At 67.5% G+C, this 23,672-nt stretch carries 23 protein-coding genes, 1 tRNA gene and 2 pseudogenes; 20 read left to right on the top strand and 6 right to left on the bottom strand.

Going from position 1 to position 23,672, the window contains the following annotated elements; translation table 11 throughout:
• The first annotated feature begins 440 nt into the window (after nt 1–440).
• The 13 genes and pseudogenes from queC (at nt 441) to ACIBJG_RS12610 (ending at nt 12,416) form a co-directional block, all read left to right on the top strand.
• A complete protein-coding gene (queC, locus tag ACIBJG_RS12550; RefSeq protein ID WP_071339525.1) occupies nt 441–1,136 on the top strand; it encodes a 7-cyano-7-deazaguanine synthase QueC in 696 nt (231 codons plus the stop codon).
• Between the two features lie 2 nt (nt 1,137–1,138).
• A complete protein-coding gene (gene queE / locus ACIBJG_RS12555; RefSeq protein WP_367504712.1) occupies nt 1,139–1,774 on the top strand; it encodes a 7-carboxy-7-deazaguanine synthase in 636 nt (211 codons plus the stop codon).
• Nucleotides 1,774–2,130 carry a 6-carboxytetrahydropterin synthase QueD gene (queD, locus tag ACIBJG_RS12560; protein ID WP_018551858.1) on the top strand — a complete coding sequence of 119 codons (357 nt, stop codon included), beginning with the start codon at nt 1,774–1,776 and terminating at the stop codon, nt 2,128–2,130. Before queE ends, queD begins: the two co-directional genes overlap by 1 nt.
• A 3-nt stretch (nt 2,131–2,133) precedes the next feature.
• Nucleotides 2,134–2,910, top strand: a complete 777-nt coding sequence (locus ACIBJG_RS12565) for a GTP cyclohydrolase I FolE2 (protein ID WP_399307470.1) — start codon at nt 2,134–2,136, stop codon at nt 2,908–2,910.
• A gap of 385 nt (nt 2,911–3,295) precedes the next feature.
• The gene (locus tag ACIBJG_RS12570; protein WP_367504707.1) at nt 3,296–3,631 is read left to right on the top strand and encodes a hypothetical protein; all 336 of its coding nucleotides are present in this window, start codon (nt 3,296–3,298) and stop codon (nt 3,629–3,631) included.
• 405 nt (nt 3,632–4,036) lie between these two features.
• The gene (gene haaT, locus ACIBJG_RS12575; RefSeq protein ID WP_399307471.1) at nt 4,037–6,790 is read left to right on the top strand and encodes a cyclophane-containing RiPP biosynthesis TPR protein HaaT; all 2,754 of its coding nucleotides are present in this window, start codon (nt 4,037–4,039) and stop codon (nt 6,788–6,790) included.
• A 107-nt stretch (nt 6,791–6,897) separates the two neighbouring features.
• A complete protein-coding gene (gene haaA / locus ACIBJG_RS12580; protein WP_399307472.1) occupies nt 6,898–7,092 on the top strand; it encodes a HaaA family cyclophane-containing RiPP peptide in 195 nt (64 codons plus the stop codon).
• A gap of 13 nt (nt 7,093–7,105) precedes the next feature.
• A complete protein-coding gene (locus ACIBJG_RS12585; RefSeq protein ID WP_399307473.1) occupies nt 7,106–8,257 on the top strand; it encodes an FxsB family cyclophane-forming radical SAM/SPASM peptide maturase in 1,152 nt (383 codons plus the stop codon).
• 78 nt (nt 8,258–8,335) lie between these two features.
• The gene (gene haaN, locus ACIBJG_RS12590) at nt 8,336–8,809 is read left to right on the top strand and encodes a cyclophane-containing RiPP N-acetyltransferase HaaN (RefSeq protein ID WP_329206057.1); all 474 of its coding nucleotides are present in this window, start codon (nt 8,336–8,338) and stop codon (nt 8,807–8,809) included.
• Between the two features lie 509 nt (nt 8,810–9,318).
• Complete coding sequence (locus ACIBJG_RS12595; RefSeq protein WP_032774357.1) at nt 9,319–9,630, top strand: IS3 family transposase; 312 nt, start codon at nt 9,319–9,321, stop codon at nt 9,628–9,630.
• Between the two features lie 65 nt (nt 9,631–9,695).
• A pseudogene (locus ACIBJG_RS12600) lies at nt 9,696–9,872 on the top strand (IS3 family transposase); the annotation flags it as partial.
• Nucleotides 9,863–10,498 carry an IS3 family transposase gene (locus ACIBJG_RS12605; RefSeq protein WP_399307474.1) on the top strand — a complete coding sequence of 212 codons (636 nt, stop codon included), beginning with the start codon at nt 9,863–9,865 and terminating at the stop codon, nt 10,496–10,498. The pseudogene ACIBJG_RS12600 and the gene ACIBJG_RS12605, both read left to right, overlap by 10 nt.
• Before the next feature lie 1,249 nt (nt 10,499–11,747).
• Nucleotides 11,748–12,416, top strand: a complete 669-nt coding sequence (locus ACIBJG_RS12610) for a hypothetical protein (RefSeq protein WP_399307475.1) — start codon at nt 11,748–11,750, stop codon at nt 12,414–12,416.
• Between the two features lie 216 nt (nt 12,417–12,632).
• Here ACIBJG_RS12610 and ACIBJG_RS12615 read toward each other — a convergent pair whose 3' ends face one another.
• The gene (locus tag ACIBJG_RS12615; RefSeq protein ID WP_230543608.1) at nt 12,633–12,995 is read right to left on the bottom strand and encodes a helix-turn-helix transcriptional regulator; all 363 of its coding nucleotides are present in this window, start codon (nt 12,993–12,995) and stop codon (nt 12,633–12,635) included.
• Between the two features lie 125 nt (nt 12,996–13,120).
• Between ACIBJG_RS12615 and ACIBJG_RS12620 the strand changes: the two genes are divergently transcribed.
• From ACIBJG_RS12620 to ACIBJG_RS12635, 4 genes are all read left to right on the top strand, one after another.
• A complete protein-coding gene (locus ACIBJG_RS12620; RefSeq protein ID WP_399307476.1) occupies nt 13,121–14,062 on the top strand; it encodes a hypothetical protein in 942 nt (313 codons plus the stop codon).
• 243 nt (nt 14,063–14,305) lie between these two features.
• Entirely contained in the window at nt 14,306–15,196 is an 891-nt protein-coding gene (locus tag ACIBJG_RS12625) for a hypothetical protein (RefSeq protein ID WP_399307477.1), read from the top strand.
• Nucleotides 15,193–16,704 carry a hypothetical protein gene (locus tag ACIBJG_RS12630; RefSeq protein WP_399307478.1) on the top strand — a complete coding sequence of 504 codons (1,512 nt, stop codon included), beginning with the start codon at nt 15,193–15,195 and terminating at the stop codon, nt 16,702–16,704. Before ACIBJG_RS12625 ends, ACIBJG_RS12630 begins: the two co-directional genes overlap by 4 nt.
• A 204-nt stretch (nt 16,705–16,908) precedes the next feature.
• Nucleotides 16,909–16,984, top strand: a tRNA-Arg gene (locus tag ACIBJG_RS12635).
• Nucleotides 16,985–17,060: 76 nt separating this feature from the next.
• Here ACIBJG_RS12635 and ACIBJG_RS12640 read toward each other — a convergent pair.
• Nucleotides 17,061–17,477 carry a hypothetical protein gene (locus ACIBJG_RS12640; RefSeq protein ID WP_399307479.1) on the bottom strand — a complete coding sequence of 139 codons (417 nt, stop codon included), beginning with the start codon at nt 17,475–17,477 and terminating at the stop codon, nt 17,061–17,063.
• A gap of 168 nt (nt 17,478–17,645) precedes the next feature.
• Between ACIBJG_RS12640 and ACIBJG_RS12645 the strand changes: the two genes are divergently transcribed.
• The 3 genes and pseudogenes from ACIBJG_RS12645 to ACIBJG_RS12655 all read left to right on the top strand — a co-directional run bounded on the left by ACIBJG_RS12645 (nt 17,646) and on the right by ACIBJG_RS12655 (nt 19,567).
• The gene (locus ACIBJG_RS12645; RefSeq protein ID WP_399307480.1) at nt 17,646–18,446 is read left to right on the top strand and encodes a MerR family transcriptional regulator; all 801 of its coding nucleotides are present in this window, start codon (nt 17,646–17,648) and stop codon (nt 18,444–18,446) included.
• Nucleotides 18,443–18,616: pseudogene (locus tag ACIBJG_RS12650) on the top strand (glycosyltransferase); the annotation flags it as partial. The gene ACIBJG_RS12645 and the pseudogene ACIBJG_RS12650, both read left to right, overlap by 4 nt.
• A gap of 279 nt (nt 18,617–18,895) precedes the next feature.
• Nucleotides 18,896–19,567, top strand: coding sequence for an SDR family NAD(P)-dependent oxidoreductase (locus ACIBJG_RS12655; protein ID WP_399307641.1), 672 nt, complete (start codon nt 18,896–18,898; stop codon nt 19,565–19,567).
• A gap of 50 nt (nt 19,568–19,617) precedes the next feature.
• Here ACIBJG_RS12655 and ACIBJG_RS12660 read toward each other — a convergent pair whose 3' ends face one another.
• From ACIBJG_RS12660 to ACIBJG_RS12675, 4 genes are all read right to left on the bottom strand, one after another.
• Nucleotides 19,618–19,842: a hypothetical protein gene (locus ACIBJG_RS12660; protein ID WP_399307481.1), complete on the bottom strand. Its 225-nt coding sequence runs from the start codon at nt 19,840–19,842 to the stop codon at nt 19,618–19,620.
• 61 nt (nt 19,843–19,903) lie between these two features.
• Entirely contained in the window at nt 19,904–20,587 is a 684-nt protein-coding gene (locus tag ACIBJG_RS12665) for an ATP-binding protein (RefSeq protein WP_399307482.1), read from the bottom strand.
• 16 nt (nt 20,588–20,603) lie between these two features.
• Complete coding sequence (locus tag ACIBJG_RS12670) at nt 20,604–21,476, bottom strand: adhesin (protein ID WP_399307483.1); 873 nt, start codon at nt 21,474–21,476, stop codon at nt 20,604–20,606.
• 147 nt (nt 21,477–21,623) lie between these two features.
• The gene (locus tag ACIBJG_RS12675; RefSeq protein ID WP_399307484.1) at nt 21,624–23,429 is read right to left on the bottom strand and encodes an MFS transporter; all 1,806 of its coding nucleotides are present in this window, start codon (nt 23,427–23,429) and stop codon (nt 21,624–21,626) included.
• Between the last annotated feature and the right edge of the window lie 243 nt (nt 23,430–23,672).

Below are 23,672 nucleotides of genomic sequence, written 5' to 3' on the forward strand. Positions count from 1 at the left end.
GGTACGAAAGTCGCTGCATACGACGGCGCCAGGCTGGAGACTTGCCGGAGGCCCAGGCCGGCCGAGGCTACATAGAGGCGAGGGATAAACCCTGCTCGAGATGCGGCGTCGGTGAGAGCGAGCGCACGCCGCCACTGATCCCCCTGGTAGAGGTCCTGCAGTTTCGCCCGCCGGCCCTGGACTACCTGCAGGCGACGTGCCCATTCCGCGGCTCGCTGCGGCAGGTCGCCGGTGGGCAGAGTGCGTGCTTGCAGGTCCGCGGGGGGTGGTGAGGCCTTCCGGTCCGTGCACGTGACCACGATGGGCAACTCGTTCACTGCGACTCGACCCCTGGCTTCCGTAACTCGATTTTTGTTGTGGTTACTGTAGCCGGTAGTTAGGGGGGTAGGCTGCACCTGCCTCAGCTGAGGAAACTGGACTGCAGATAGGGGAGTGACAGCATGGACCGTCCCGCGATCGTGTTGCTGAGCGGCGGCCTGGACTCGACCACGGTGCTGGCCATCGCCAAGGACCAGGGATTCACTCCCTACGCGCTCAGCTTCCGCTACGGCCAGCGGCACAGCATCGAGTTGGAGGCGGCTCAGCGCGTAGCGCAGACCCAGGGCGTGGCCCGGCACGTCATTGCCGACATCGATCTGCGGGTCTTCGGCGGCTCTGCCCTGACCTCCGACATCGAGGTGCCCAAGCATGAGACGCTGGAGGACGTCGAGGAGGGTGGTGTGCCGATCACGTATGTGCCGGCCCGCAACACGATCTTCCTCTCATTCGCGCTGGCGTTCGCCGAGACGGTCGGTGCCAGCGACATCTTCACCGGGGTCACAGCCGTGGACTACAGCGGCTACCCCGACTGCCGCCCCGAGTACATGGAGGCCTTCGCCACCATGGCCAACCTGGCCACCCGAGCCGGGGTGGAAGGAACCTCCAAGATCACCCTGCATTCCCCCCTGATCGCGCTGTCCAAGGCCGACATCGTGCGCGAGGGCCTGCGACTGGGCGTGGACTACTCCCTTACTTCCTCCTGCTACGACCCCGACGAGCAGGGGCGCGCCTGCGGTAAGTGCGACACCTGCCTGCTGCGCCTGAAGGGCTTCGCTGAAGCCGGCGTGAAGGACCCCGTCCGGTATCAGAGCGCCTGAGCATGACCTATCTGATCAAGGAAATCTTCTACACCCTGCAGGGAGAAGGCAGCCACGCAGGGCGTCCGGCGGTCTTCTGCCGATTCTCCCGCTGCAACCTGTGGACGGGCCGGGAACAGGACAGGGCCCGTGCCATCTGTCAGTTCTGCGACACCGACTTCGTCGGCACCGACGGTGAAGGTGGCGGCCGCTTTCGCACCCCGCAGGACCTGGCCGATGCCGTGGAGGCCGCCTGGCCCACGACCGATCGAGCCCACCGGTTCGTGGTATGCACCGGCGGAGAGCCCCTGCTGCAACTGGATGAAGAAGCCATCGAGGCTCTGCACGAGCGCGGCTTCGAAGTCGCAGTGGAAACCAACGGCACTCGCCCGGCCCCACGAGGAATCGACTGGCTATGCGTCAGCCCCAAGATCGGCTCCACTCTGGTCCTCACCCAGGGTGACGAAATGAAACTGGTCTACCCGCAGGCCGGCGGTGACCCCGCCCAGTTCGAAGAACTGGACTTCCGGCACTTCAGGCTGCAACCGCTGGATGACGCTCACCGTGAAGCCCATACCCGTGCCACCGTCGAATACTGCATGAAGAACCCGCGCTGGACTCTCTCCCTCCAGACGCACAAGTATCTGGGAATTCAGTAATGGAAATCTTTCGCGAGTTCACCTTCGAAGCAGCGCACCGTCTGCCGCGCGTACCTGAGGGCCACAAGTGTGCCCGCCTCCACGGCCACTCCTACAAGGTGATCGTGCACGTCGAGGCCCCCGTCGATGCAGAACTGGGCTGGGTGATGGACTTCGGCGACATCAAGCGGGCCTTCAAGCCCATCGATGCTCAGCTCGACCACTACTACCTGAACGACATCGAAGGCCTGGACAACCCCACCAGCGAGAACCTGGCCCGCTGGATCTGGGACCGGCTGATCGGCGAACTTCCCGCACTGTCCGAGATCACTGTGCGGGAAACCTGCACCTCCGGTTGCACCTATCGAGGCGTGTAAGGCATGCACGACATCCAAAACGAAGCCGACCACCGCGGCATTTCCATCGACGAGGTGGGCATCAGCGGCCTGCGTTACCCCCTCACCTTCGACGACGGCTACACCCGACAGCAGGGCATTGCTGACATCAGCGTCACCGTCGGCCTGCAAGCCGACCGGCGCGGCACCCACATGAGCCGCATGATCGCGCTCGTGCACGAGGAAGTCGCCACGCTGACCCCGCAGGAGTTTCCCATCGCCCTCAAGCGTGGCCTCGCCCTGCTCGATGCACCGGCTCTCACCCTCACTCTGACCCTGCCCATCGCCACGACTGTCACCGCCCCCGCCAGCCAGCGGGAATCCTGGCAGGCCCACGACATCACCGTCACCGGACGCATCAGCGCTTCCGGATGCGCTGTCACCACCTCGGTGACCACGCACGTCACCAGCCTGTGCCCCTGCTCCAAAGCCATCTCCGACTACGGCGCCCACAACCAGCGCAGCGAGATCACCCTGGAGATCACCGGCACCGACGACACCCCTTACCCCCTGCCCGTCCACGAGATCATCCAACTGTTGCGCGCCACTGGCTCCGCTCCCGTCATCCCGCTTATCAAGCGGCCTGACGAACGTGTCGTCACCATGCAGGCCTACGACCACCCCGTCTTTGTCGAAGACATCATCCGGGACATAAGCCTCACCTGCCGGGACAAAGGACTCACCCACACCGTCACGGCGAAGAACATGGAAAGCATCCACAGCCACGACGCCATCGCAACCCTCACCTACAACCACTCCTGACCCGCCAAGGGCGACTCCGGCCACCACCACGGAACGATCAGTGGACGATTCCTAGCCGGGTCGCACCAGCCAACGGTCACGGCCGTCACCAGGGCCAACCATCGTCCACGAATCCGGTCTGAGCAGCGCCCCTAGCGCGCCCGGCCCTCGCCACCGTCTCGCGGCCTCAGCCCAGCCGTCCCTGTGTGACAGTTCACCCGTCCAGCGCTTAAATTTTGCTACTCAAGTAGCAACCCCTCAAGCTTGAGGCATGCCCCCCTCCGCTGCCTGCTGGGTCCCATGGCCCCGCATAGACCGTCGCACCTACCTCCTTCTGCTGGACGACCGGCGTCGGCTCCTCATGTGCGGCGGATGCTGCGGCGACTGGACCGTCCCCCAGGTACGCATGACAGCCAGCGCCAGCTTCCTGGAGTCAGCCACCCAGTTTCTGCAGGAGCGATTCGAAGTGGCGGCTCCACGCTATGGATCGGTCTATGGCATCCGGCAGTCGCGCACGGGTGAGGACTGGGAGTTCGACCGAGCCACGTCTTCGCGGGTCTTCATCGTTCACATCAGCGACGGCGAAGGATCGGCGATTGAGAAGCGGTCGCTCACACACGCCCGATGGAGTATCGAGGAACTGCGCAGGCGCAGAAGGGAAATCTCCCCGGAGGGGATCGTCTCACTGGTCACCGGTTACGTCGAAGGATGGCTTCCCGATGGCCCCATCACTCTTCACTGAGAGTGGCGCCGTAGCCCGGCCGGCACGCCCTGTTCAGCGATCCGCTTACCTATCTATGGAGCCCTCGCGGGGATCCCACTTGTGACTCTCGAACTCGGTCCCTGCACAGATAGAGGCGGCGCCCCCATCGCGCCCGGCCGCTTTCGCCTGCACGCTGGTCACTGCCTGCTCTGACAGGGTGAGTTCGTGGGCCACAATGCGGACCCACCTCTGGAACTGGGCCGAGGCGGCCTTGACCAAGGTCCTCCAAAGCTGATGCGCTTAGGAAGTTGGGGTGTCGGGCTCGGGGGGCTTCATGGTCAGGGCTGTTCTCGGTTCGATGTCTCGCGACCGTGGTAGCAAGACGGATTCGGTCCTTCCACTCGGTGGAAGGGCGGCCAGCGTATGAGACTCCGGCGAGGGTTCATGATCGGTGTCGTGGCAGCCGGGGGTGCCGTGACAACGATGCTCGTGGGACTCGTCACGAATGCGGTGTCCGAGTCGGAGTGGCCAGGCTGGTTGGGGTGGTTACAGCGGCATGCCTGGTTCTCGTTCGCAGTGCTGGGCGGGGCCTTGGTCGGGCTGACGATGCTGCTCGCCGCGTTATCGGCAACCCAGACACCCCCGCAGTCCAATGAGCCGCTTCGGCCGGAGGACAGATCGGAACCTCCAGGGGCTGCACTGGTGCTGCGGTCACTGCCGCGCGACACCGCTGCATTCACTGACCGGAGCGCCGAACTCGAGACGCTGGTCCGGTCCGTGAGGGTCTCGCAGGAAAGCGGTTCGGCACTGCCCGTGCATGTGATCGACGGGATGCCCGGGGTCGGCAAGACGACATTCGCCGTGCACGCGGGACATGTGCTGTCGGAGCGGTTTCCCGACGGGCAGTTCTTCGTGAACCTCAACGGGCACACGACGGGACGCACCCCGGTGCAGCCCACCGAAGCGCTTGCTTCATTGTTGGCAGCGACCGGTGTGCCAGTACAGCGGATTCCAGTCGGCGACGACGTCGGTGCTGTCACCGAGGCACGGGCGGCCATGTGGCGGAGTGGGCTCGCCGACAAGAAGGCGCTGCTCATCCTCGACAACGCGTCCAGCTATCGCCAGTTTGAGCCTCTCCTACCGGGCGGGAGCGGCTGTCTCGTCCTGGTGACCAGCCGGAAGCGGATGGCTGTGGATGAGGAGGTGATCCTGCCGGTGGCGGCGTTGCCGTCGGAGCACTCAGTCGACCTCTTCGTGCGCCTTAGCGGGCGGCCAACGGACTTGCTCGACCATGCCGTGCTCGCGGACTTGGTGGGACTGTGCGGGTATTTGCCACTGGGGGTTTCGTTGCTCGCGGCGCGGCTGCGCCACCATCCGTCGTGGAGCGCTGAAGACCTGCGGGCGCGACTGGTGGCAGCACGGGACCGGCTGGGAGAACTCAGGGCCGGGGAGCGCGCAGTCGCCGCAACGTTCGCTCTGTCCTACCGTGACCTCGGGCCGGAGGGGCAGCGCTTCTTCCAGCATCTCGGCTTCTACCCTGGTACCGACCTCGACGCCTATGCCGGTGCCGCGCTCGGTTTAGTCTCGGTGGCCGCGGCGCGCGAGCAACTTGACGCGCTCTACGACGCCCATCTGATCGACGAACACCCTGGAAGCCGCTATCGGCTTCATGACCTCTTACGCGACTACGCCCGCGGTCTCGCTGACGAGGGAGGCACCATGGAACATGTTCAGGCCGTTCAGCGCGTGTGTACCTACTACTTGGCCGCCCTCTCTGTCGCGAATGGACACATCCTTCGCGGTGGCGCTGCCATCCCGGCGCTACCAGACGTCGCCGCGCAGGTAGAGACGCCGCCCATGGAGTCGCGTACGACAGCCCTGGGCTGGCTAGAGAACGAGCGAGCGAACGTCCTTGCCTGCATCCGGCGAGCGAACAGTCTCGCGCTGCATGAACTGGTCATCCGTATGGCCGCGGCCATGGCCCCCTTCCTGCGGCAGGCCGGCCCCTGGGACCAGGCCGTCAGCCTTCACCGCGCGGCCGCCGAAGCCGCCCGGCACACCGGTGACCGGCGCGCGCTGGCCTGCGCGCTCACCGAGGTAGGAGTCATACGGCGCTTCATGGCCGCCTACCCTGAGGCGATCGAAGCCCTGAACGAGGCAGTGACGGAGTACGAGGCAGTCGGTGAGCGACGCGGCAAGGCGGACGCGCTCAACCAGGCGGGCATCGTCTCGTACATGATCGCGGACAACGACGCTGCGGCCCGCGCCCAGACCGAGGCCCTCGCCCTCTACCGCGACATCGGCGACCGGCTCGGCCAGGCGAACGCGCTCGCAGACCTCGGCATGGTGCGCCGGCAGACAAGCCAGTTCGACGGGGCGGTGGAGGACCAGACCGAAGCCCTCTCGATCTATCGCGAGCTGGGTGACCGCTACGGAGAGGCCAACTCGCTGCGGGACCTGGGAATCGTGCACTGCCTTATGGGTGAGTATGAGCTGGCCACGCGTCGGCACCGTCAGGCATTCGATATCTATCAGGAGCTCGACGACCGGGTCCACCAGGCATACGCCCTCAACGAGCTCGGTGTCGTACGGCGGCTGACCGGCGACCTTCCCGGGGCTCGAGAGGCCCATGCTCAGGCGCTGGAGCACTACACGGAGCTCGGCGAGCGGTTCGGGCGCGCGAACAGCATCCGCCACCTCGGGGTGCTGGACCGCATGGACGGGAACGCCACCGAGGCGATCCGCATGTTGGAGGATGCCCTGGGTTCGTACCGCGACCTCGGTAGTCGTGGGGGCGAGGCCGCCGCGCTGGGCGATTTGGGTGTGGCGCACGGACTCGTCGCCGAGCAGGACCACGCTATCGAAGCGTTCCGGCAGAGCCTGGAGATTCTGCGAGCGCTCGGCGACCGGTGCGGGGAGGCTGAGGTCCTGAACCACTGGGGGATGCTGGTGCACGCTTCTGGTGACTGGGCCGCCTCGCGGGGACACTTCGAGCAGGCGCTGGGGTTGGCTCAGGAGATCCGCTGTCCGCTGGAGCAGGCGCGGGCGCTGGAAGGGATCGGACGCTGCAACTGGATGGCAGACGGACCCGCGCAGGCTGCGGACTCGCTGAGCGAAGCACTTGCCGTTTACCGGCGGTTGGGCGCGAACCGAGCGGCCGACGCTGTCGAGCGGCTGCTTGTGTCGCAGGCGGGGTGAGCCGAGCTTGTGGCCGGATTGGGCATGCCATCGTAGGTAGTGGGACTGCTACGTTGCGGGTCAATCTGCCGACTCAACCGCCGTCGGACTGTCACGAGGAGCGTTGAATGCTGTCACGCACGTCCGTTCCCATGCCGCAGGCCCCGGTGATGCCCGTGGCCCCAGAACCCACGCAGAGCTCGGTTGTCCTGGATCGCGTCGCTGTCCGCGTACGGCAGCGATTGGCCGCCGAGCAGACCGCGACGAGCCGTACAGGCGAAGGTGGTCACCAGGCTTCACTGATCCGGTTCTGGCCCCTGTGAGCTCTCACGCTCGATGACGCCACACGAGAGCATCGCTCCCTTTCAGTCCTTCATTCTCAAGGTCGCCAATCGCTGCAACATCGACTGTGACTACTGCTACGTCTTCAACTCCGCAGATCAGGCGTGGCAGCGTCTACCCGCCCGGATGAGTGTGGATGTTGCGCGGGCGACCGGGCGGAGGATCGGAGAGCACGCCGCGGCACACGGTCTGCCGAGCGTGCATGTCATTCTGCACGGTGGAGAGCCCCTGCTCGTCGGCCCCCGGCACATGGCTGGCCTGCTTGACGCCGTGCGGGAAGTTGTTCCGGCCAGCTTGGAGGTACGTTTCGAGCTTCAGACTAACGGGACGCTTCTCACGGAGCCGTGGCTGGACCTCTTCGAGCGCTACGAGGTTGTCGTGGGCGTCAGCCTCGACGGGCCGCCGTCCGCGAACGATCGGCATCGGCTGACCCATGCCTCCCGGTCGAGCGCCGCCTCGGCCGTACGCGGCATCGACCTCCTGCGGTCCCGACCTCACCTGTTCGCAGGAGTGCTCGCTGTCGTGGACTTGGCCAACGACCCGGTCGAGGTCCACGACTACCTGGCGTCGTTCGAACCTCCAGTGATCGACTTCGGTCTGCCGCACGGGACGCACGACGAGCCACCGCACCGCGGCGATCCAAGCGTGCCCGAGTACGGGGTGTGGATGAGCCGCGTCTACGAAGCCTGGCTCGCCCGGCCCGAAGACAGGCACGGTATACGGATGCTGGAGGACATCGTGGCGCTCAGCTCCGGCGTGCGCGGCTCGGTGGAATCCCTGGGTCTGGCCCCGCCGACGAGTGTCGTGATCGAGTCCGACGGCACGATCGAGGGCGTGGACACCCTGCGGTCCGTTGAGGAAGGCGCCTCCTGGCTGGGGCTAGACGTCTTCAGGCATTCCTTTGACGAGGTCCTTCACCATCCCAAGCTCCTGCACCGGCAGTACGGGAAGGTCGCGCTCGCTGAACAGTGCCAGAGCTGCCCTCTGGTGGAGGTGTGCGGCGGAGGCTACCTCCCGCATCGCTTCAGCACAGCCCGTGGCTACCAGAATCCCTCCGTCTACTGCGCAGACCTGGAGTACCTCATCCGGCATGTCCAGGGCTCGCTACAGCGGCACGGCTGGGACCCGGCGGCCCCGCTCCCGTAGCCATGAGCCGTGCCGCCACGGCAGGATCATGCGTTGGAACGAGCGAGTGAAGCGATGGAAGAGCGACAGGAGATGTCGATGACCGTGACGATCCGTCCCGCCGACAGGCGGGACATCGTGGCCGTAGCCGAACTGATCGAGGAGATCGAACGGTTCTACGGATCGACCGAGATCCAGCCACTCAAGGAACGCCGCGCCCAGGTAGAGGAGGCGCTCTTCGGGTCGCCGCCCCTGGCGTCCGCGCTCCTGGTCGAGGACGAGGCCGGCGATCTCGTCGGGCTCGCTGCCTACTCGTTTCTTTGGCCAGCTGCGGGGTCCTCGCACTCCCTGTTCCTGAAGGAGCTCTACGTCCGAGGGACCCTCCGCCGCCAAGGCGTAGGCGCCCGCCTCATGGACGAGCTACGCGCCCTGGCCGCCTCACGCGCTGGGTGCAGCCGGGTCGAGTGGATGACGGACCGCGACAACCCGAACGCGCGTGCCTTCTACAAGTCTCTGGGATTCACGGAGTTCGATGGGAAAATCGTCTACCGGGTGGACACCAATACGGGCTGAGGGTGGGGTGCGGCTGTGAAGGTAGAGCGGTGCGACCGGTGTGAATGCATCGTCGGGTTGGGATGCGTCTGCTTGCCAAACGGAGTCGTATCCGAAAGACGGGCTGCCCGCAGCACAGGCAGGAGTGGCGGCGCTTCCCCGCGAACACGATCCTGATCTCGCCGACGCGGTACGCGCACCTACCCGGGGCCTGCGCCCACCTAACGGAGGAGTTGGTGACGGCCCCGCGTTGGGGCTGGATCCCCGATCCACCGCACGGGCTCCGGGACCGGTTGAGCAGTAGCCACCCTGCGCCCGCGACAGAGGGAAACACCACACGGCAAGCGGTACGACGGTGCGAGGAGTGTCGTGATGTAAGCCGCCGTAGGCACAGTCGCACGTGACCGACCTGGGCTTCGCCAGGTGACCGGACGCAGGGCTGCAGCCCTGCGGGTTTGGCTGTGTACTGGGCTTGATCCGCTTTGACGGACATTCGAGATCAGGGGTCCAGCCCCGGGAGGATGTCCATCATGGAGAGCATGGGGAAGAAGAAGCCTCGGCGCCCTCGTCGTTCGTTCACGCCGGAGTTCAAGGCGGAGATCGTCGGTCTGTGCCGGCGGGGTGACCGCTCGGTCGGGCAGGTCGCCAGAGACTTCGAACTGACCGAGACCGCGGTGCGGGACTGGGTGAAGCAGGCCGAGGTCGACGCGGGTGAGCGCAATGGGCTGACCAGCAGTGAGCGCGAGGAGCTGGCCGCGTTGCGGCGGGAGAACCGCAGGCTGCGCGAGGATGTCGATGTCCTCAAGCGGGCCACGGCTTTCTTCGCGAAGGAGACCCGGTGACGGTGCACCCGTTCATCGAGGCGGAGAAGCAGGCAGGTCACAGCGTCAAACGGGCGTGTGAGCTGATGAAGGTCTCCCGGACCGCCTTCTATGCCCGTCGCTCCGGCCTGCCCGGCGTCCGTGTGGTGCGGGATGCCGAGTTGACCGAGCAGATCACCGAGGTCCATGCGCGATCGCGCGGGACCTACGGGGCCCCGCGCGTGCATGCCGTGCTCAAGCGCGAGGGTGCCGGGTGCGGCCGTCGTCGTGTCGCACGACTGATGCGAGCCGCCGGGCTGCAAGGCCGGCACCGCCGACGACGGCATGCGACCACGATCCCCGATCCCACGGCCGCCTTCCGTCCCGACCTCATCGTCCGGAACTCCAGCCCGACCGCACCGGGCTCGATACCCGTTGGTGCGGCGACATCACATACATCCCGACCGACGAGGGCTGGCTCTATCTGGCCACGGTCATCGACATCGCCTCCCGGCGCGTGGTCGGCTGGGCAACCGCCGATCACCTGCGGACCGAACTGGTGGCCAACGCGCTGACATCTGCTTGCCGGCAGCGTCGCCCCACCCGTCCTGTGACCTTCCACTCGGATCGCGGCTGTCAATACACGAGCCAGCAATTCGCCGCCCTGGCGGCCCAGTTTGGGGTTCTTCTGTCGGTCGGCCGCACCGGTCAGTGCTGGGACAACGCGCTCGCCGAGTCGTTCTTCTCGACCATCAAACGCGAACTGCTCGGCACCTCCGCCTGGCCCAGCCGGGCCGCCGCCCGCACCGCGATCTTCTATTTCATCGAGGGCTGGTACAACTTGCACCGACTGCACAGCAGCCTCGGCTACCTCAGCCCCGCCGAGTACGAGACCGCACTCGCAGCCTGACCACCACACCAATGGTGTCCGTCAAAGCGGAACAAGCTCAGTACAGGCCCTTCTCTTCCGGTCAGTGGCCCGTGTCACGCAGCCGTCTTTACGGCGGCCCTGCTCCCCCATCATGGCCAGGACAGCGGCTTGGTCGGCCGCCTGCGCCCGAGTCAAACTCCAGGAATGGGGACGGCCGCACGGAGGCTGCAAGTGCTGGTCGCGCTGTGCACGCCTTCACGGCTTCCAGGTCCAAGACTCGGTCTCCCTTCAAGCCTCACAGAGAGGGTGTTGCGCATCGAGACGGACGCACCCGCGGTTGCACCCCAACCCTCCAAGCTGGCGGCCTCGCCAAGCGCGCATGAGCCGTCGATCAAGTGGAGTTCGCCTTCATCGTTCAGTCAGACGGCGCAGTAGTCAGCTGCGTGGGCCCACTCCCATGCCTGGTAACGGCACTGCGGTTGGCGGCGATAGCGAACCTGGTGGCAAGTACCGGTTCAGGGCAGCTATCGGGCTTGCGAAGCTGAGTCCAGACCGTGTCTCGGCTGGCTGCTACCCCACCCTTCAGCAGGCGCATCACACGGACGGTCCTGTACACGGCGAGGAAGGTGCTCGGAGTGAAAATCGGGCAGCCAGGGCACCACACGCCCTTGTCCTTGCCAAAGTTCGTGCCAGGCGGGACATAGACGCTGGAGGCCAGGGGCCCGTAGAGAACGCGGGATGCCTGACCGGAACTCATGTAGGGCTTGCGCCCATCACGATGCAACGCGAGTTCCTTCTGTCACCTACGTACCCCCTCTTGCCCCTCTATAGGGTGAGGCGAGAATCAGGGGACTGAGGGGTCGGGAAGTGAAGTCAGAACGAGCCTCTCAGGACCCACGCGCGGTTGCTCACGATTGCTGAGCCCAGGTGGTGTTCAACCCTTCAGGACGTGATCACCTGTCACCGCTTCCCTGTGTCAGGAGCCATCTGGTCGAGCGAGCTCTCCGGCGGCTGTCTCCTATCCCGCCTAGGGAATCCTGGCTGGGCAGTTCTCCTGAGTGCCTCTCACTGACTGAGCTGTGGTCGGGTTCTCAAGTACTCGCGCACAGGGGTCGCATCAGGCTTCCCGGGGCGTCACACGAGGTCAGAGATACCGTTCTCTTGACGGTTTCCAGGGCCTGCGGCGCCACGCTCCCGGCCTCTCCGACGCGCCCTGGGCTGCCAGCGGATCCCCCAATGACTATCAAAGCGGGCGGGCCGGTGCTGTCGAGGCCCTATGGTGATCGCCATGCAGCCCACCGACAGTGGCGCCGCGTCCGCCAATCCCAGCTGGGTCGCGGTGGATATGGGTGCCTTGATTCACCAGTGTGATGCCGAGTTGGCTCAGCACGACGCCATGCTCGACCGGCTCAGGTCAGGAGTCGCAGCGCTGGAAGCTGAGAAGCAAGCGGTGCGCTCTGCGCGCCAGCAGGTGGTGCTCACTCGCGAGGAGGCGCTGCGCGTTCAGGAGACGCTCCACGCGGCGGCCCGGGCTGGAGCCGCTCTTCGTAGCGGGCAGCGCGAGGGCGGGGCCGGTTGCAAGGACTTGCCGGATCCTGGCGAATGCAAGGGGACCGACGCCTGCGCCGATGAGGCTGCGGACAGTTCGGATGCGGCGGCCACGTCGGCTGAAGAAGGCAGCACCGGCAAGGCTTCGACAGCGTTTGACGAATCGAAGCTCGGCCCTCGCGGCATGCAGGCCATGCAGATCATCAACAGTGAGCCCACGCTGCAGTGGACCGGGAAGCTGCTCGCGGTACGGCTGGAAGGCCAGGAGGCCAAGGCCGACGGGAAAGCGCACAATCGCGCGCGAACGCTCATGGACGATCTGGCGAAGAAGCAACTCGTGGCGAAGATGTACACGGATGATGGTCGTCGCTGCTACTTCGTCGCGGCCGCGTCAACGGAGGCCGCCTAGAGGCACCCCAAGGCGACCGCCTCCCGCGCTGGCATGGTTCCTAGGCCGACGCATCAACGCGGGAGGCGGTCTGACGACTCTGGGCCGTACCTCCACGCTACCGGGCAATTCCCGGGCGAGGGGCCAGTTCGGCCTGCGTTCCCCCGATCGAGAGGCCGACCCTCGCATGACAGGCGCATCATCGGAATTTTCCCGGCTATCCAACCCGGCCGGCTACTACTCCTCGCCGCTTCGCCGATGCGAGGGAATGGGCTGGTGACGGGCACCGTCATCGCCTGCAGGCCAATCGGTATGACGTGGCCAGAGCATCTCGTCAAGCGTCTCCTCGATGCTTGCGAGCGTAAACATGTCGGGCCAAACGGTTCCGGCAAGGATGTTGGAAATGACTTGCCGGTTGACACCGGACGCAGTCGCCAGCGCGTTGGCCGACAAGCCGCGCCGCTCCATCGCCTCCGCCAGGGCCCGGGCTACGGCCTGCCCGACCTGTGCCTGCCGGGCGCTGTCCATCACTGCGTACGGCCAGTGGCCGGACACGGCATAGTCGCGCGGCTTCTTTCCACGTCTCGTTCCTCCGGGCATGCGACCAGTGTGACGGACGGGATGCCGACTTGCGCACCCCTCACAATCATGGGCTGCTAGAACAATAGCAACCCATGATTGGCCGCGCTTCCATCTCAGCCCGTTTGAAAGGATTGGTATCTACAGTGTCGACTCGTCAGGCGGGGACTCCGCCGATCAACGGCCGCGCCAGACTGAGGTCTGATGAGCGGCTGATGCCGTCGCCCAAACTGCGGGCGGAGCAATACCTCCTGGTCACCGTGGCTGCCTGCTCGGCGGTCGACCCGGTGGGGGCCGAAGAACTGGCAGCGGCGACTGGGGTCTACGTCAAAAACTGTGGGCTGGTGCCGGTGTTCATCATGAACACCGGACTGCTCACCAAGGGGCACCGGCGAGCGACATATCTGCCCAGCGAGAAGGGTCGATACATCGCCCGCGCCTTCGCGCGCAGTGAAGCCGAAGGGCTTGAAGCGCTGAGGACGAAGTGGAGGGGGCAGTGGTTCGCGCGAACGGTCAGGGACCGTTGCCGGCACGGCCCCGTCTCCCGTGAGGGCCTGGTAGCCGCCCTCATGGTGGCGGCAAAAGCCGGGCCTGAGCGCATCAAGCAGGCCCACGTTCTGCTCGATCTGATGGTCGCGACCGGTCTCGTCACGGTGGAGGGGTCCGGTGAGCTGAACTATTTCGAGGGCACCAGTAACACAGACGCCCCGCCCACAGGCACCCAAAGCACCGACACGCCTCACGAGGCACCGCAGGCTGTCAACGAGGACGACGAGTCGAGTACAGCCGTGGAACCGTTGCCTCAGGACGAGTGTCAGTCCGGCAGTACCCGACAGCCTGACTCCGAGGGGGTGCGGGACGGTGGCGAGCAACTGCAGACGGAGGTACCTCGTCCGCGTACCGAGGCAGTCGGCGGCCAGCCGCCTGAGGGAACGGGACCCGATCAGGATCTCTTGTCACTTCTGCTGCCACCGGTTCTGCTGGCGGACTTGACTCGTCTGACTTCGGCGGAGGTCCTCGAACTCCACAGTCATCTGAGAGCCGTCACGGCCCTCACCGCCAAACTCCGGGGCCATCGCGTCGCTTAAACCCCAGGACACAAAAAACAGTCCGGCAGCGCCAGCTTCCTTGGCCGGTGCGGCGCTGCCGGACTCCCACCTCCACCCGACGACCCGCCCGGCAGTGCCGTGCAGGAAGGGGCTTCGGCATGTCCTCACACAAGGCGAGGAACAACCACCGTAGCGCGATCAATCGCGCGCCTGCCCACGTTCGCGCGAGTTCCGGCCCTCTTCAGGGAGTGGTCCGGCATGGCTAGGCCCACCATCCGCCGAGTGCTTCTCGAAGTCAGCCGTCAGTGGCTGCAGCAGGCAGCCGACGGCGACATGGCCATCGAGACAGTCGACCTCTACATCCAGATCAGTGAACGATTCGACGTCTTCGCCGACGCCCACGGTATCCACCGAATGGATGATGTCACCGGCCAATTGACCGAGTCGTTCATGGACGCGCCCGGCCATGACCGACACGACAACATCACCCTCGTTCCAAAGGACGGCACACGGCGGCAGCGCCGCTCCGCCCTCGCCTCCCTCTTCGCGCACGCCCGGGCCCTCGGCATGACCCAGGCCGTGCCCCTGCTCGACTCCCCTCCCATCCCGCGGCCGCCTCGCAGCACAGGCGCCGAACTGACCGGCGCGGAAATCGAGGATCTCCAGTTCCACTCCGAACGCGGCATGCCTGCGACCCGGCATGCTGCCCTGCTGGCCTTGCTGCTGTCAGGCCTCGGCAGCGCCGAGGCCGCTCAGGCAACCCCCGGCGACCTGGACCTCTCACTAGCCTCCGTGACCACCGAAGGCAGCACACGCACCACCTCCAGAACCTGTCCGCTCAGCCCCTGGGCCGTCCGCGCCCTCCGTCTGCGCACCGCCTACCTGGCCGAGCACCGGCCGGGCCGGCGCCGCCTTGTCACGAGCGACGCCTCCACCCGGTACGCGGCGCAGGCCAGCGTCGGCGCTGGCTTCAACGACATCGCAAGGCTCTCAGGCCTCGCCACCGTCGCCCGCCGGGTCGAACCCCGCGACATCACCCGCTACGTCGCCCGCCAGGTGCTGCTGGAAACCGGCCAGATCTCCGAAGTCGCCCAAAGGCTCGGGCTCTCCTCCCTAGACAACGCCGCAGACCTCGCCGGACTTGTCTGGAAGATCGGCGGAGATCCGCGATGACACTCCACAGGGCCGCACGCCCCAAGCGCACGTCCAAGACCACCCGCAAGCCCAAGAACACCCCGCCGCCGTACATCTACGGAACGATCCCCGACGACACCTTCGGAGCGAAGAACGACCCACCAGAACTGCACGGGCCGCAAGCCCCGCACCTGATCACCGACCGCCGTTTCGCCTACTTGATCAATAACCCGGACCTCTACGCCGCGGCCGATACCCTGCCCGGGCCGCGAGCGGTCGGCCGACCTCCGCACTATCCCCCCGTCATCTACCTGATCTTCCTGTGCTCGATCTCCGTCTTCGGCTCCGCACGCGCGACTGCTGCCCACTTCCAGGATGAGGACTGGTGGAAGCGCATCCGCTCAGCGATCCGTACACATTCGGGCGACGAGGCCGCAGACGCGCTGAGGCCGACCGGCCCCACCCGCAGCAACTGGAATCACTACTTCAGGCAGCACCTCAAGCCCGCTCACGACGAGATCCGTGACATCAGCAGCGATCTGTGGGTTGAGCAGGCCCTCGCACACGGCATGCTCTGCGAAACCAGCAATAGAACCAGCCGCGTCCGCCCCGAGCGCCAGCAGGTCCTCCACGGAGACGCCACCGTCGCAAGACCTCCCTCCGGGCACTCCGAACACGAGACAGTCGACAAGAGAACCGGCGAGATCCGCCGGCGCCGCGTGGACGAAGACGCCGGCATCTGCATCGAAGGCGGCGGCAAGCAGGTCTACGGCAACAAGTTCCTCTCCACCGCCGTACGCCTGGCCGCCACCCCCCACAGTCGCGTGATCCTCGCCCTGGAATCCATCCGCCACAAATCCGTGAAGGAAGACCCCGAGCGCGAATCGGAAGGGGTCGCCCTGGTCGCCATGGTCAAGCGCATCCTCAAACGCGCCCCCGGCACCAAGGCCGTCACCTACGACGCCGCCCTGCGCGGCAGGCACCGCGCACCCCTCATCGCCGAAGGCCTCGTTGTGTTCACCCCACAGCACGACGGGCTCACACCCCAGTCACTCCTGCGGTACAAGGACAAGGACAGCCCCTGCTCCCACGACCTCTACGTCGCCGAGGGCAGAGTGTGCGAGCGCCGCTTCATCGACGGCAACGAGACGCTCTACACTCCTCTGCCCGTCGAAGAACTCGAATGCCGTGGCGGAAAGAACAGCACCCGCTTCTACCATCGCATCGCCATCCCTTGCCCCACCAAGACACACCAGCTCCGGATCCGCGTCGACGAGACCGACGAGGACAGGCAGGTCGACCCGAAGACGAAGAAGCAGCGCTTCAACCGCACCGAGCACCTCCGCCAGGTACCTCCCGGCACCCCCGCCGGCCGCCGCTTGAAAGGCTTCCGCCAGGACAGCGAGTCCATCCACTCCCGCTTCGACCAGGCCTACCCCCATGAGCGAGTCCCGGCATATGGCGCCCGAGGAGCCCTGTTGATCTACCTCGGCTACGCCTGGCTGAACAACTCGATCACCCGAGCACTCAACGCCCTCCACTCCTGACACCCTCCACAGGCCCCCCACCCCAGCACCCGGGCCCAGGACAAGATCCCTAGCCCGCCACACCCCCCGTACATCGAGCACGCCACCCGCTACACTGGCGGCGGCGAGCAGACCATCACAGGTCGATCACCAACCTGTCCAAAGCATGTCAAGAATCGGCTCCGCGAATTGCGCCGTTTTAGACACATTTTTGTACAGATCCCCGCCTTCGTAGCTCAGGGGATAGAGCACCGCTCTCCTAAAGCGGGTGTCGCAGGTTCGAATCCTGCCGGGGGCACCAGTACACAGGGGCCTTGCCTACTAAATTTAGTAGGCAAGGCCCCTGTGGCATCCGCGTCCGACATCAACAGCGGCGGTTACTCCCGGGCCGATTCCTGAGGGAGTAGGTACTGCCCCGAGTGCCGGCGGAGAAAGCCCTCCAACCGTGGAAGCTCGATGACATCGGCCGGCAGGTCACCGGGGCGCGCACGGTAGAGGTCGACCAGCCGGGCCAGCAGTTCCTCGTCGAGCAACGGGGCCTGATAGCGGTCAATGGTTCCGATGTAGAAGAGCCAGCTGAACAGCCGGTTGGCGGGAGAGTGCCCTTTACCTGCGTGCAGGTTCTCCGGCTCGTGCTCCTCGCTCCACGAACCGGCGTACAGGTAGGAGGCGCAACGCAAGGCCTCGTCCAGAGCGGGGGTCGGATCGTCCTTGCCGTTCCAATAGATCCGAGCCTCGTCCTCGGGTATGGGACTCGGTGCGGCTGCCAGCCACAACGGGTAGGTCTCTTCCACGACCGCAGTCTGACAGGCCGGGTCGAGCGCGGCCCACGGATCATGGATCAGGGATCAGGGATCACGGATCACGGCGCCACCGGCCGGGACCTCCGAAGAGGCGGCCGGCGCGAGTTGACCCTCCCCTTACGTCAGGCTTGAGGCTGTGTCCGACGAAAGGGCAGGTGCATGAGCTACTCCGTGGGACAGGTCTCGGCCTTCGCCGGGGTGACGGTGCGTACGCTGCACCACTACGACAAGGCGGGGCTGCTGTCGCCCAGCGGCCGCAGCCACTCGGGATACCGGCGCTACAGCGACGCCGACCTGGTTCGGCTCCAGCAGATCCTCTTCTACCGCGAGCTCGGCTTCTCCCTCGTCGAGATCGCCGCGGTCTTCGAGGATCCGCAGGCGAACGCGCTGGACCGTCTGCGCGCCCGTCAGCGGCAGTTGGGCGAGGAGATCGCCCGGCTTCAGCGGCTGTCCGAAGTGGCGGAACGGGCCATCGAGGTCCAGCAGACCGGCGTGGCCCTGACCCCCGAGGAGCGCTTCGAGGTCTTCGGTGAGATCTCCTTCGACCTGAGCTACGCCACCGACGCGGAGCAGAAGTGGGCGCAGTCGGAGGGACAGCACGAGGCGATGGCGCGCGCGGCCGCCCACACCAAGGAGGACTGGCGACAGCTCATTGGCGAGGCCACCGCCTGGCGTGCGGAACTGCTCGCGGCCTTCGACGAGGGGGAGCCGAGCGACGGCGAACGGGCCATGGATCTCGCCGAGGAACACCGCCTGCACGTCTCACGCTGGTTCACCTCCTGCCCACCCGACATGCACCGGCGCATCGCGGACAACTTCCTCGCCGACCTGCGCGCCTTCGCCCCGGTCGTACCACCGTCCCAGCAACGCCCAGGGCTGGCCGCCTACACGCACAAGGCGGTCCACGCCAACGCGGCCCGCCGCGCAGGCGGCCGTACCGACACGGAGGCGGACCGGTGAGGACCCTGATCGCAGCGGCCGGATCACGTGGTGACATCGCGCCCTACACCGGCCTGGACGCCGAGCTCCGCCGGGCCGGGCACGACGTCGTCCTCGCCACGACAGACGCCTTCGCGCCCCTCGTACGCGACGCCGGACTGGAATTCCGCAGCGTCCCCGCTGATCCGCGGGGACGCGGTGGCGTCGCGAGCTGGCGACCTTGCAGTCCCTCCACCCGATGCAGTGGGCCTGGTACGTCGACGGCGGGCTCGGCGGCGTCGACCCGTCGAGGTTCATCACCTTCGACGGGGACATCGAGCTCGGCCCCGGTGTCGCGCCGCTGTGGCCCCCGGGGCACACCGACGGCAACCACTCCCTCGCGCTCAACACCCCGGACGGCCACCGGGTGCTGGCCACCGACGTCGACGGGGACGCGGCACGCGCCACGGCGGCCGGGATCGGGCCCCCATGTGTCGTGGGCCGCCGTCGACGTACGGGACGAGGCCCAGGTCGCCGCGGCGCGGGACCGTGTCGTGACGGAGACCGGCCGCCTCGACGTGTGGGTCAACAACGCCGGCGTCCTCGTGACCGGACCGGCCTGGGAGCAGCCGCCCGAGGTCCGCCGCCTGATGCTGAAGGTCAACGCCCTCGGCACCGTCAACGGCACGGTCGCCGCGATCGAGGCGATGCGGGGCACGGGCGGCCACATCGTCAACGTCGTGTCGCTGGCGGGGCTGACGGCGGTGCCCGGCGAGGCCGTGTACGCCGCGTCCAAGCACGCCGCGATCGGCTTCAGCCTGAGCACGCTCGCCGACCTGCGGCTGGCCGGGATCAAGGAGATCGACATCTCCTGCGTCTGCCCCGACGGGATCTGGACCCCGATGCTCCACGACAAGCTCGGCGACCCCGCCTCCGCGCTGTCCTTCTCCGGCAAGCTCCTCCAGCCCGAGGAGGTGGTCGCGGCGGTACGCAAGGTGCTGGACCGCCCGCGTCCCGTCGTCGCGGTGCCCGGTTGGCGGGGCGTGCAGGCGCGCCTGGCCGACGCCCTCCCCGGGTTCGGGCTGCGCGCCCTGCCGCTGGCGGTCGCGCAGGGCCGGCGCGTGCAGCGCAGGATGCTCGCGAAGCGCGGCACCGGGACCTGACCGGTGGGAGCGTCCCTCGCCGGGACGGCCGCCGGACGGTGCCGTCCCGGTCAACTGCCCTGGTTCCTGGGGTGGTTGCTGGCCATGCGCTCGTTGCCGAACTTGTACGCGCCCGTCCAGCGGGCCATCACGGCCTGGGCGTCGCCCGACTCCACCTCGGCCACGAACTTCGCCGCCCGGTCGCCGCGCAGCGTCGTGGCCTTGCGGTCGCGGTGGGTGATGACGACGGTGCCGTCGGCATGGGACTCGTAACGGAACCCGGAGGGTGCCGGCATGGTCGGACCTGCCTTGTCTCGTGTCTGCGCGCGTGGGTGGTCGAGTACGGGGCTCTCGGCGTCAGCCCTCGCGCCGGTCGTCGACGACCTCGACGGTCAGGTACGGCCACGACGACGCCCACCGCGTCAGCTCGTCCGCCGCCTGACCGGCCGCCGCACGCAACGGTACGGACGGACGGAAGCGGACCAGGGTGCCCGTCGAGCCGTCGTCGTCGACCGGGTCCAGACCGGTCACGGGGACGCCGTGCTCGTAGCGCTGGGTCCAGGAGCCGTTGCGGCGGCGGTTGGTGTGGACGAGGTGCTCGCTGAGCGCCGCGACGACGGACATGCCCCGCCGCGGGTGCCCGTCGGGGAGTGTCCGCGCTTCGGGGAGTGTCCGCGCTTCGGGGAGTGTCCGCGCTTCGGGGAGTGTCTGCCCTTCGGGAAGGTCGAAGAACCGCAGGTCCTTCGTGGCCATGACGGGCTTCTTCACGAGCTCGCCCCGTTCGTCACGGCGCGTGTCGGTGCCCCGCCCGTCGTCCGCCACGGACACCGAACCGTCGGCATGCAGCGTGACGAGGGCGCGGCCCCCGCCGTTGCACTCCGCCTCGTCGGCGGCATACGCGACGACTTCGAGGATCAGGTGCCCCGCGCCACCGGGGGCAAACACGGCGGGGTCGCGCCGGATGCCCTCCAGATGACCGGGATCGACGGCCCCCGCCCAGTCGTGCGTCGTGTTGCGCCAGTCAGCCCTTGAGGTGTTCATCAACAAATCATCCCTCTCAGCGGCAGGAGGCCTTCAGCTGCGCCGCCGCATGGTGCGCACCGGCCGCCTGCGTGCCGCCCCAGTCCCGGCCCCGGTCGATCAACTGGACGGCGAAGGTGTCGCCCTTCACCGGGTAGCTGTTCACGTCGACCGCGCTGCCCCGGTGCACGGTCTGCCGCACGGCGAAGCCCATGTACGCCGAGTCCGCGTCTGCGGGATCGGAGAGCACCCGGTAGACGGTGGGGTTCCCGGCGACGTCCCGGTCGCGGTCCGAGCGCGGGACGAAGACGATCAGCGCGCACTCCCGGAAACCGGACCCCAGGTGCCAGGACCAGGTGGCGGTGGAACCGCGGTCCTCGTCCGGGCTGCCGGACATCGGGACGGCGCTGAACCGCCCGTCGCAGGTGCCACCGCGGAAGCCGCCCGAGGCGACCGTGTACCAGCCCGCGTCACCGTTCTCGAAGCGCCCGTACTCGCGGTACTCCCCCGTCGAGCAGCCGGGCCCCGCCCACGCCGTGTAGCGGTAGGCGGGCTGCTCCGACGGGCCGGGAGGCGTGGCCGGTGAGGAGGTGGAGGGGGAGGCGGAGGGGGAAGGGGAGGTGGCCGGTCCGGCGGCCGAGGGGCTGATCCTCGTGGGGGCGCCGCCCACCCGGTCACCGGCCCCGGCACCCGCCCGGCCGACCGCCCCGGTGCGGGTCTCGCCGCCAGCCGACGCGATGAGCGACGCCGCCGTGACCAGGGAGCCGGTCAGCACCACCACGCCCGCCGCCAGCCAGGCCTTCCGGCTCCCGGGAAGGGTGGATATCCGGCCCGCGAGCGTCTCCCGGGCGATCCACGTACCGTCGCCGCCGCCCGAGCGCGCCACGGAGCCGCAGTCGGGACAGCTCATACCGGGCAGCGCACCACGTCGTTCGCCGCCGCACTGTTGGCACGTCATGGCAGCACACCATGCCAGTGCCGCGTGCCCGCAGGGAGAGTTCGTACGGAATTGGTCCGGCCGGTTCCCGTACCGCGGTGCGGGAACCGGTGACGGGTGTCAGCGCAGTTCGTCCGGGCACGGTGTCCCGGGCGACAACTGGTAGGGCGCGCCCAGCCGGTACACGCCGGGGCGCGGTGCCAGCAGTTCCGTCCACTCGTCGCCGTGCTCGTCCTCGTCCAGCTTGATCAGGCAGCCGTTGGCGTTGGTGAAGGACCTCGGGCTGTCCTCGTCCGCGCGTTCCTTGGACGCCTCGGTCTCCTGAGGCCGCTCCAGGCTCCGCCCCTCCTCGTCGACGACGGCGAGCCAGCGCGAGTACGGGATACGGATCAGGACCCGGCCCGCCTTCTTCACGTGAATGGTCAGCTCCCCCGCACCGGCCTCGTCCACCGTCGCCGGCGGATCGGCCATCGGCACGGGGCTGTCGACCGCGAAGAGCCGCCAGTTGGCGTCGGCCCAGATCGCCTTGAGGTACGGCTGCCCCTTGCCGACCAGCTCCGCCTCCTGGACGGCTCCGCTGGAGTCCGGGTCGCCCGTCGGCAGCACCACGTAGTGCACCGCCCAGCGGTCGAGCCACTGGCGGTAGTTGATGGCGTTCAGGGTGTCGTCGTAGAAGAGCGGGTTGCGCTCCATGTCGGCCTGCCGGTTCCAGCCGCGGGCCAGATTGACGTACGGCAGCATGGCCGCCGCCTCCCGGTGGCTGCTCGGCGGAACGACCTCGACCCGGCCCCTGTCCGCACCCGCCTTCTGGAGCTGGTCGACCAGCGGAGCCAGTTCGCGCGCCCAGGACGCGGTGGGCGCGGTCCGGACGATGTCGTCGACGCCCTTGAACCCGATCCAGAAGTTCAGCGCGGCGAACGCGATGGCCAGCGCGTACCACTTACGGGAGCGCGGCACGGTGTACGGCAGCGTGGCGAGCAGCACCACTCCGCCGAACAGCATCGCCATCCGCGAGACGTTCGAGCCGATCTGCGAGTCGATCACATACGTCAACAGCGTCCCGATGCCGTACACGGCGGCCGCGGTACGCACCGTCCTCCAGTCGCCCGGCACCAGGAAGAAGACCAGGCCGGCGAAGATGAACGGCCCCGACAGCGTCGCGATCGACATCGGCTGCGTACCGGAGAACGGGAACAGCCACGCGGACAGGGCCACCACCGCGACCGGCGCCAGCCCGAGGGCGTACGCGCCGGGGCGCCGCTTGTTCAGGAACAGCGCGGCCGCGACCACCCCGAGGAAGAGCCCGGCCACCGGGCTGCCCGCCGTCGCGAGCGCGGCGAGCGGTGCGGCGACCGCCGCCTTCGCCCAGCGCTTGTACCGCCAGCGGTACGGCCAGCAGAACACCGCCGCCGTCGCACCGACCGCGAACATCATGCCGAGCCCGAAGGTCACCCGGCCGGACAGCGCGTTGCACAGGTAGGCGAAGACACCCGCCATCGAGCAGGCCAGCGGATTGCGCACCGCCTTGACCCGGTAAAGGATCAGCGAGGTCAGCCCCGCCGAGACCGTCCCGGCGATCATCATCGTCGTACGGACGCCGAGCAGGGACATCAGATACGGCGAGACGACGCTGTACGAGACGGGGTGCATGCCCCCGTACCAGGCCAGGTTGTACGCGGTCCCGGGATGCCGGCCGACGAACTCGGCCCAGGCGTCCTGCGCCGCGATGTCACCGCCGCTGTTGGCGAAGAAGAGGAACCAGAGCATGTGGACGGCCGCCGCGACCGCGGTCGTCAGCAGGACCGGATGCCTCAGGCAGCGCTCCTTGAGGCCGCCGAACCCCGTGGGGCCCTCCGGTCCGTCCGTGCTCCTCCCGGAGCTTGGTGAAGCCGTGCTGCTCGCCCGTGTCGGCTCGGCAGTGGTCACTGCGACTCTCCCCGTCCCTCCCCGGACGCGTTGGAACCGCCGGCTTGCCTGCTCGGGTCTCATGGGCGGGAAGACGCGTTCCAGGGTCCACGCGTTGCCCCCGGGACGCTAACACGCACCTTCTCGTCGCCGCCCGGAAAGGGCCCCTGAAGGCCCGTGAAGGCCCGCGAAGGCCCGTGAAGTGCCTCGCACTCCCGGCCCGGGGGCGCGAGGCCCCGCGGGATACGGATCCCGCGGGGCACC

This window comes from Streptomyces sp. NPDC050422 (assembly GCF_044458665.1).
Classification (GTDB): domain Bacteria; phylum Actinomycetota; class Actinomycetes; order Streptomycetales; family Streptomycetaceae; genus Streptomyces.

What these genes read in the sequence shown, in the direction of transcription:
- haaA (WP_399307472.1), top strand. Translation starts at nt 6,898, where the DNA reads ATGCTGTCACGCACGTCCGTTCCCATGCCGCAGGCCCCGGTGATGCCC.
- ACIBJG_RS12565 (WP_399307470.1), top strand. Translation starts at nt 2,134, where the DNA reads ATGCACGACATCCAAAACGAAGCCGACCACCGCGGCATTTCCATCGAC.
- ACIBJG_RS12615 (WP_230543608.1), bottom strand. Translation starts at nt 12,995, where the DNA reads ATGCCCGGAGGAACGAGACGTGGAAAGAAGCCGCGCGACTATGCCGTG.
- ACIBJG_RS12660 (WP_399307481.1), bottom strand. Translation starts at nt 19,842, where the DNA reads ATGCCGGCACCCTCCGGGTTCCGTTACGAGTCCCATGCCGACGGCACC.
- ACIBJG_RS12570 (WP_367504707.1), top strand. Translation starts at nt 3,296, where the DNA reads ATGACAGCCAGCGCCAGCTTCCTGGAGTCAGCCACCCAGTTTCTGCAG.
- queE (WP_367504712.1), top strand. Translation starts at nt 1,139, where the DNA reads ATGACCTATCTGATCAAGGAAATCTTCTACACCCTGCAGGGAGAAGGC.
- ACIBJG_RS12645 (WP_399307480.1), top strand. Translation starts at nt 17,646, where the DNA reads ATGAGCTACTCCGTGGGACAGGTCTCGGCCTTCGCCGGGGTGACGGTG.
- haaN (WP_329206057.1), top strand. Translation starts at nt 8,336, where the DNA reads ATGACCGTGACGATCCGTCCCGCCGACAGGCGGGACATCGTGGCCGTA.
- ACIBJG_RS12665 (WP_399307482.1), bottom strand. Translation starts at nt 20,587, where the DNA reads ATGAACACCTCAAGGGCTGACTGGCGCAACACGACGCACGACTGGGCG.
- ACIBJG_RS12595 (WP_032774357.1), top strand. Translation starts at nt 9,319, where the DNA reads ATGGAGAGCATGGGGAAGAAGAAGCCTCGGCGCCCTCGTCGTTCGTTC.
- ACIBJG_RS12630 (WP_399307478.1), top strand. Translation starts at nt 15,193, where the DNA reads ATGACACTCCACAGGGCCGCACGCCCCAAGCGCACGTCCAAGACCACC.
- queD (WP_018551858.1), top strand. Translation starts at nt 1,774, where the DNA reads ATGGAAATCTTTCGCGAGTTCACCTTCGAAGCAGCGCACCGTCTGCCG.
- ACIBJG_RS12585 (WP_399307473.1), top strand. Translation starts at nt 7,106, where the DNA reads ATGACGCCACACGAGAGCATCGCTCCCTTTCAGTCCTTCATTCTCAAG.
- queC (WP_071339525.1), top strand. Translation starts at nt 441, where the DNA reads ATGGACCGTCCCGCGATCGTGTTGCTGAGCGGCGGCCTGGACTCGACC.
- ACIBJG_RS12670 (WP_399307483.1), bottom strand. Translation starts at nt 21,476, where the DNA reads ATGAGCTGTCCCGACTGCGGCTCCGTGGCGCGCTCGGGCGGCGGCGAC.
- haaT (WP_399307471.1), top strand. Translation starts at nt 4,037, where the DNA reads ATGATCGGTGTCGTGGCAGCCGGGGGTGCCGTGACAACGATGCTCGTG.
- ACIBJG_RS12610 (WP_399307475.1), top strand. Translation starts at nt 11,748, where the DNA reads ATGCAGCCCACCGACAGTGGCGCCGCGTCCGCCAATCCCAGCTGGGTC.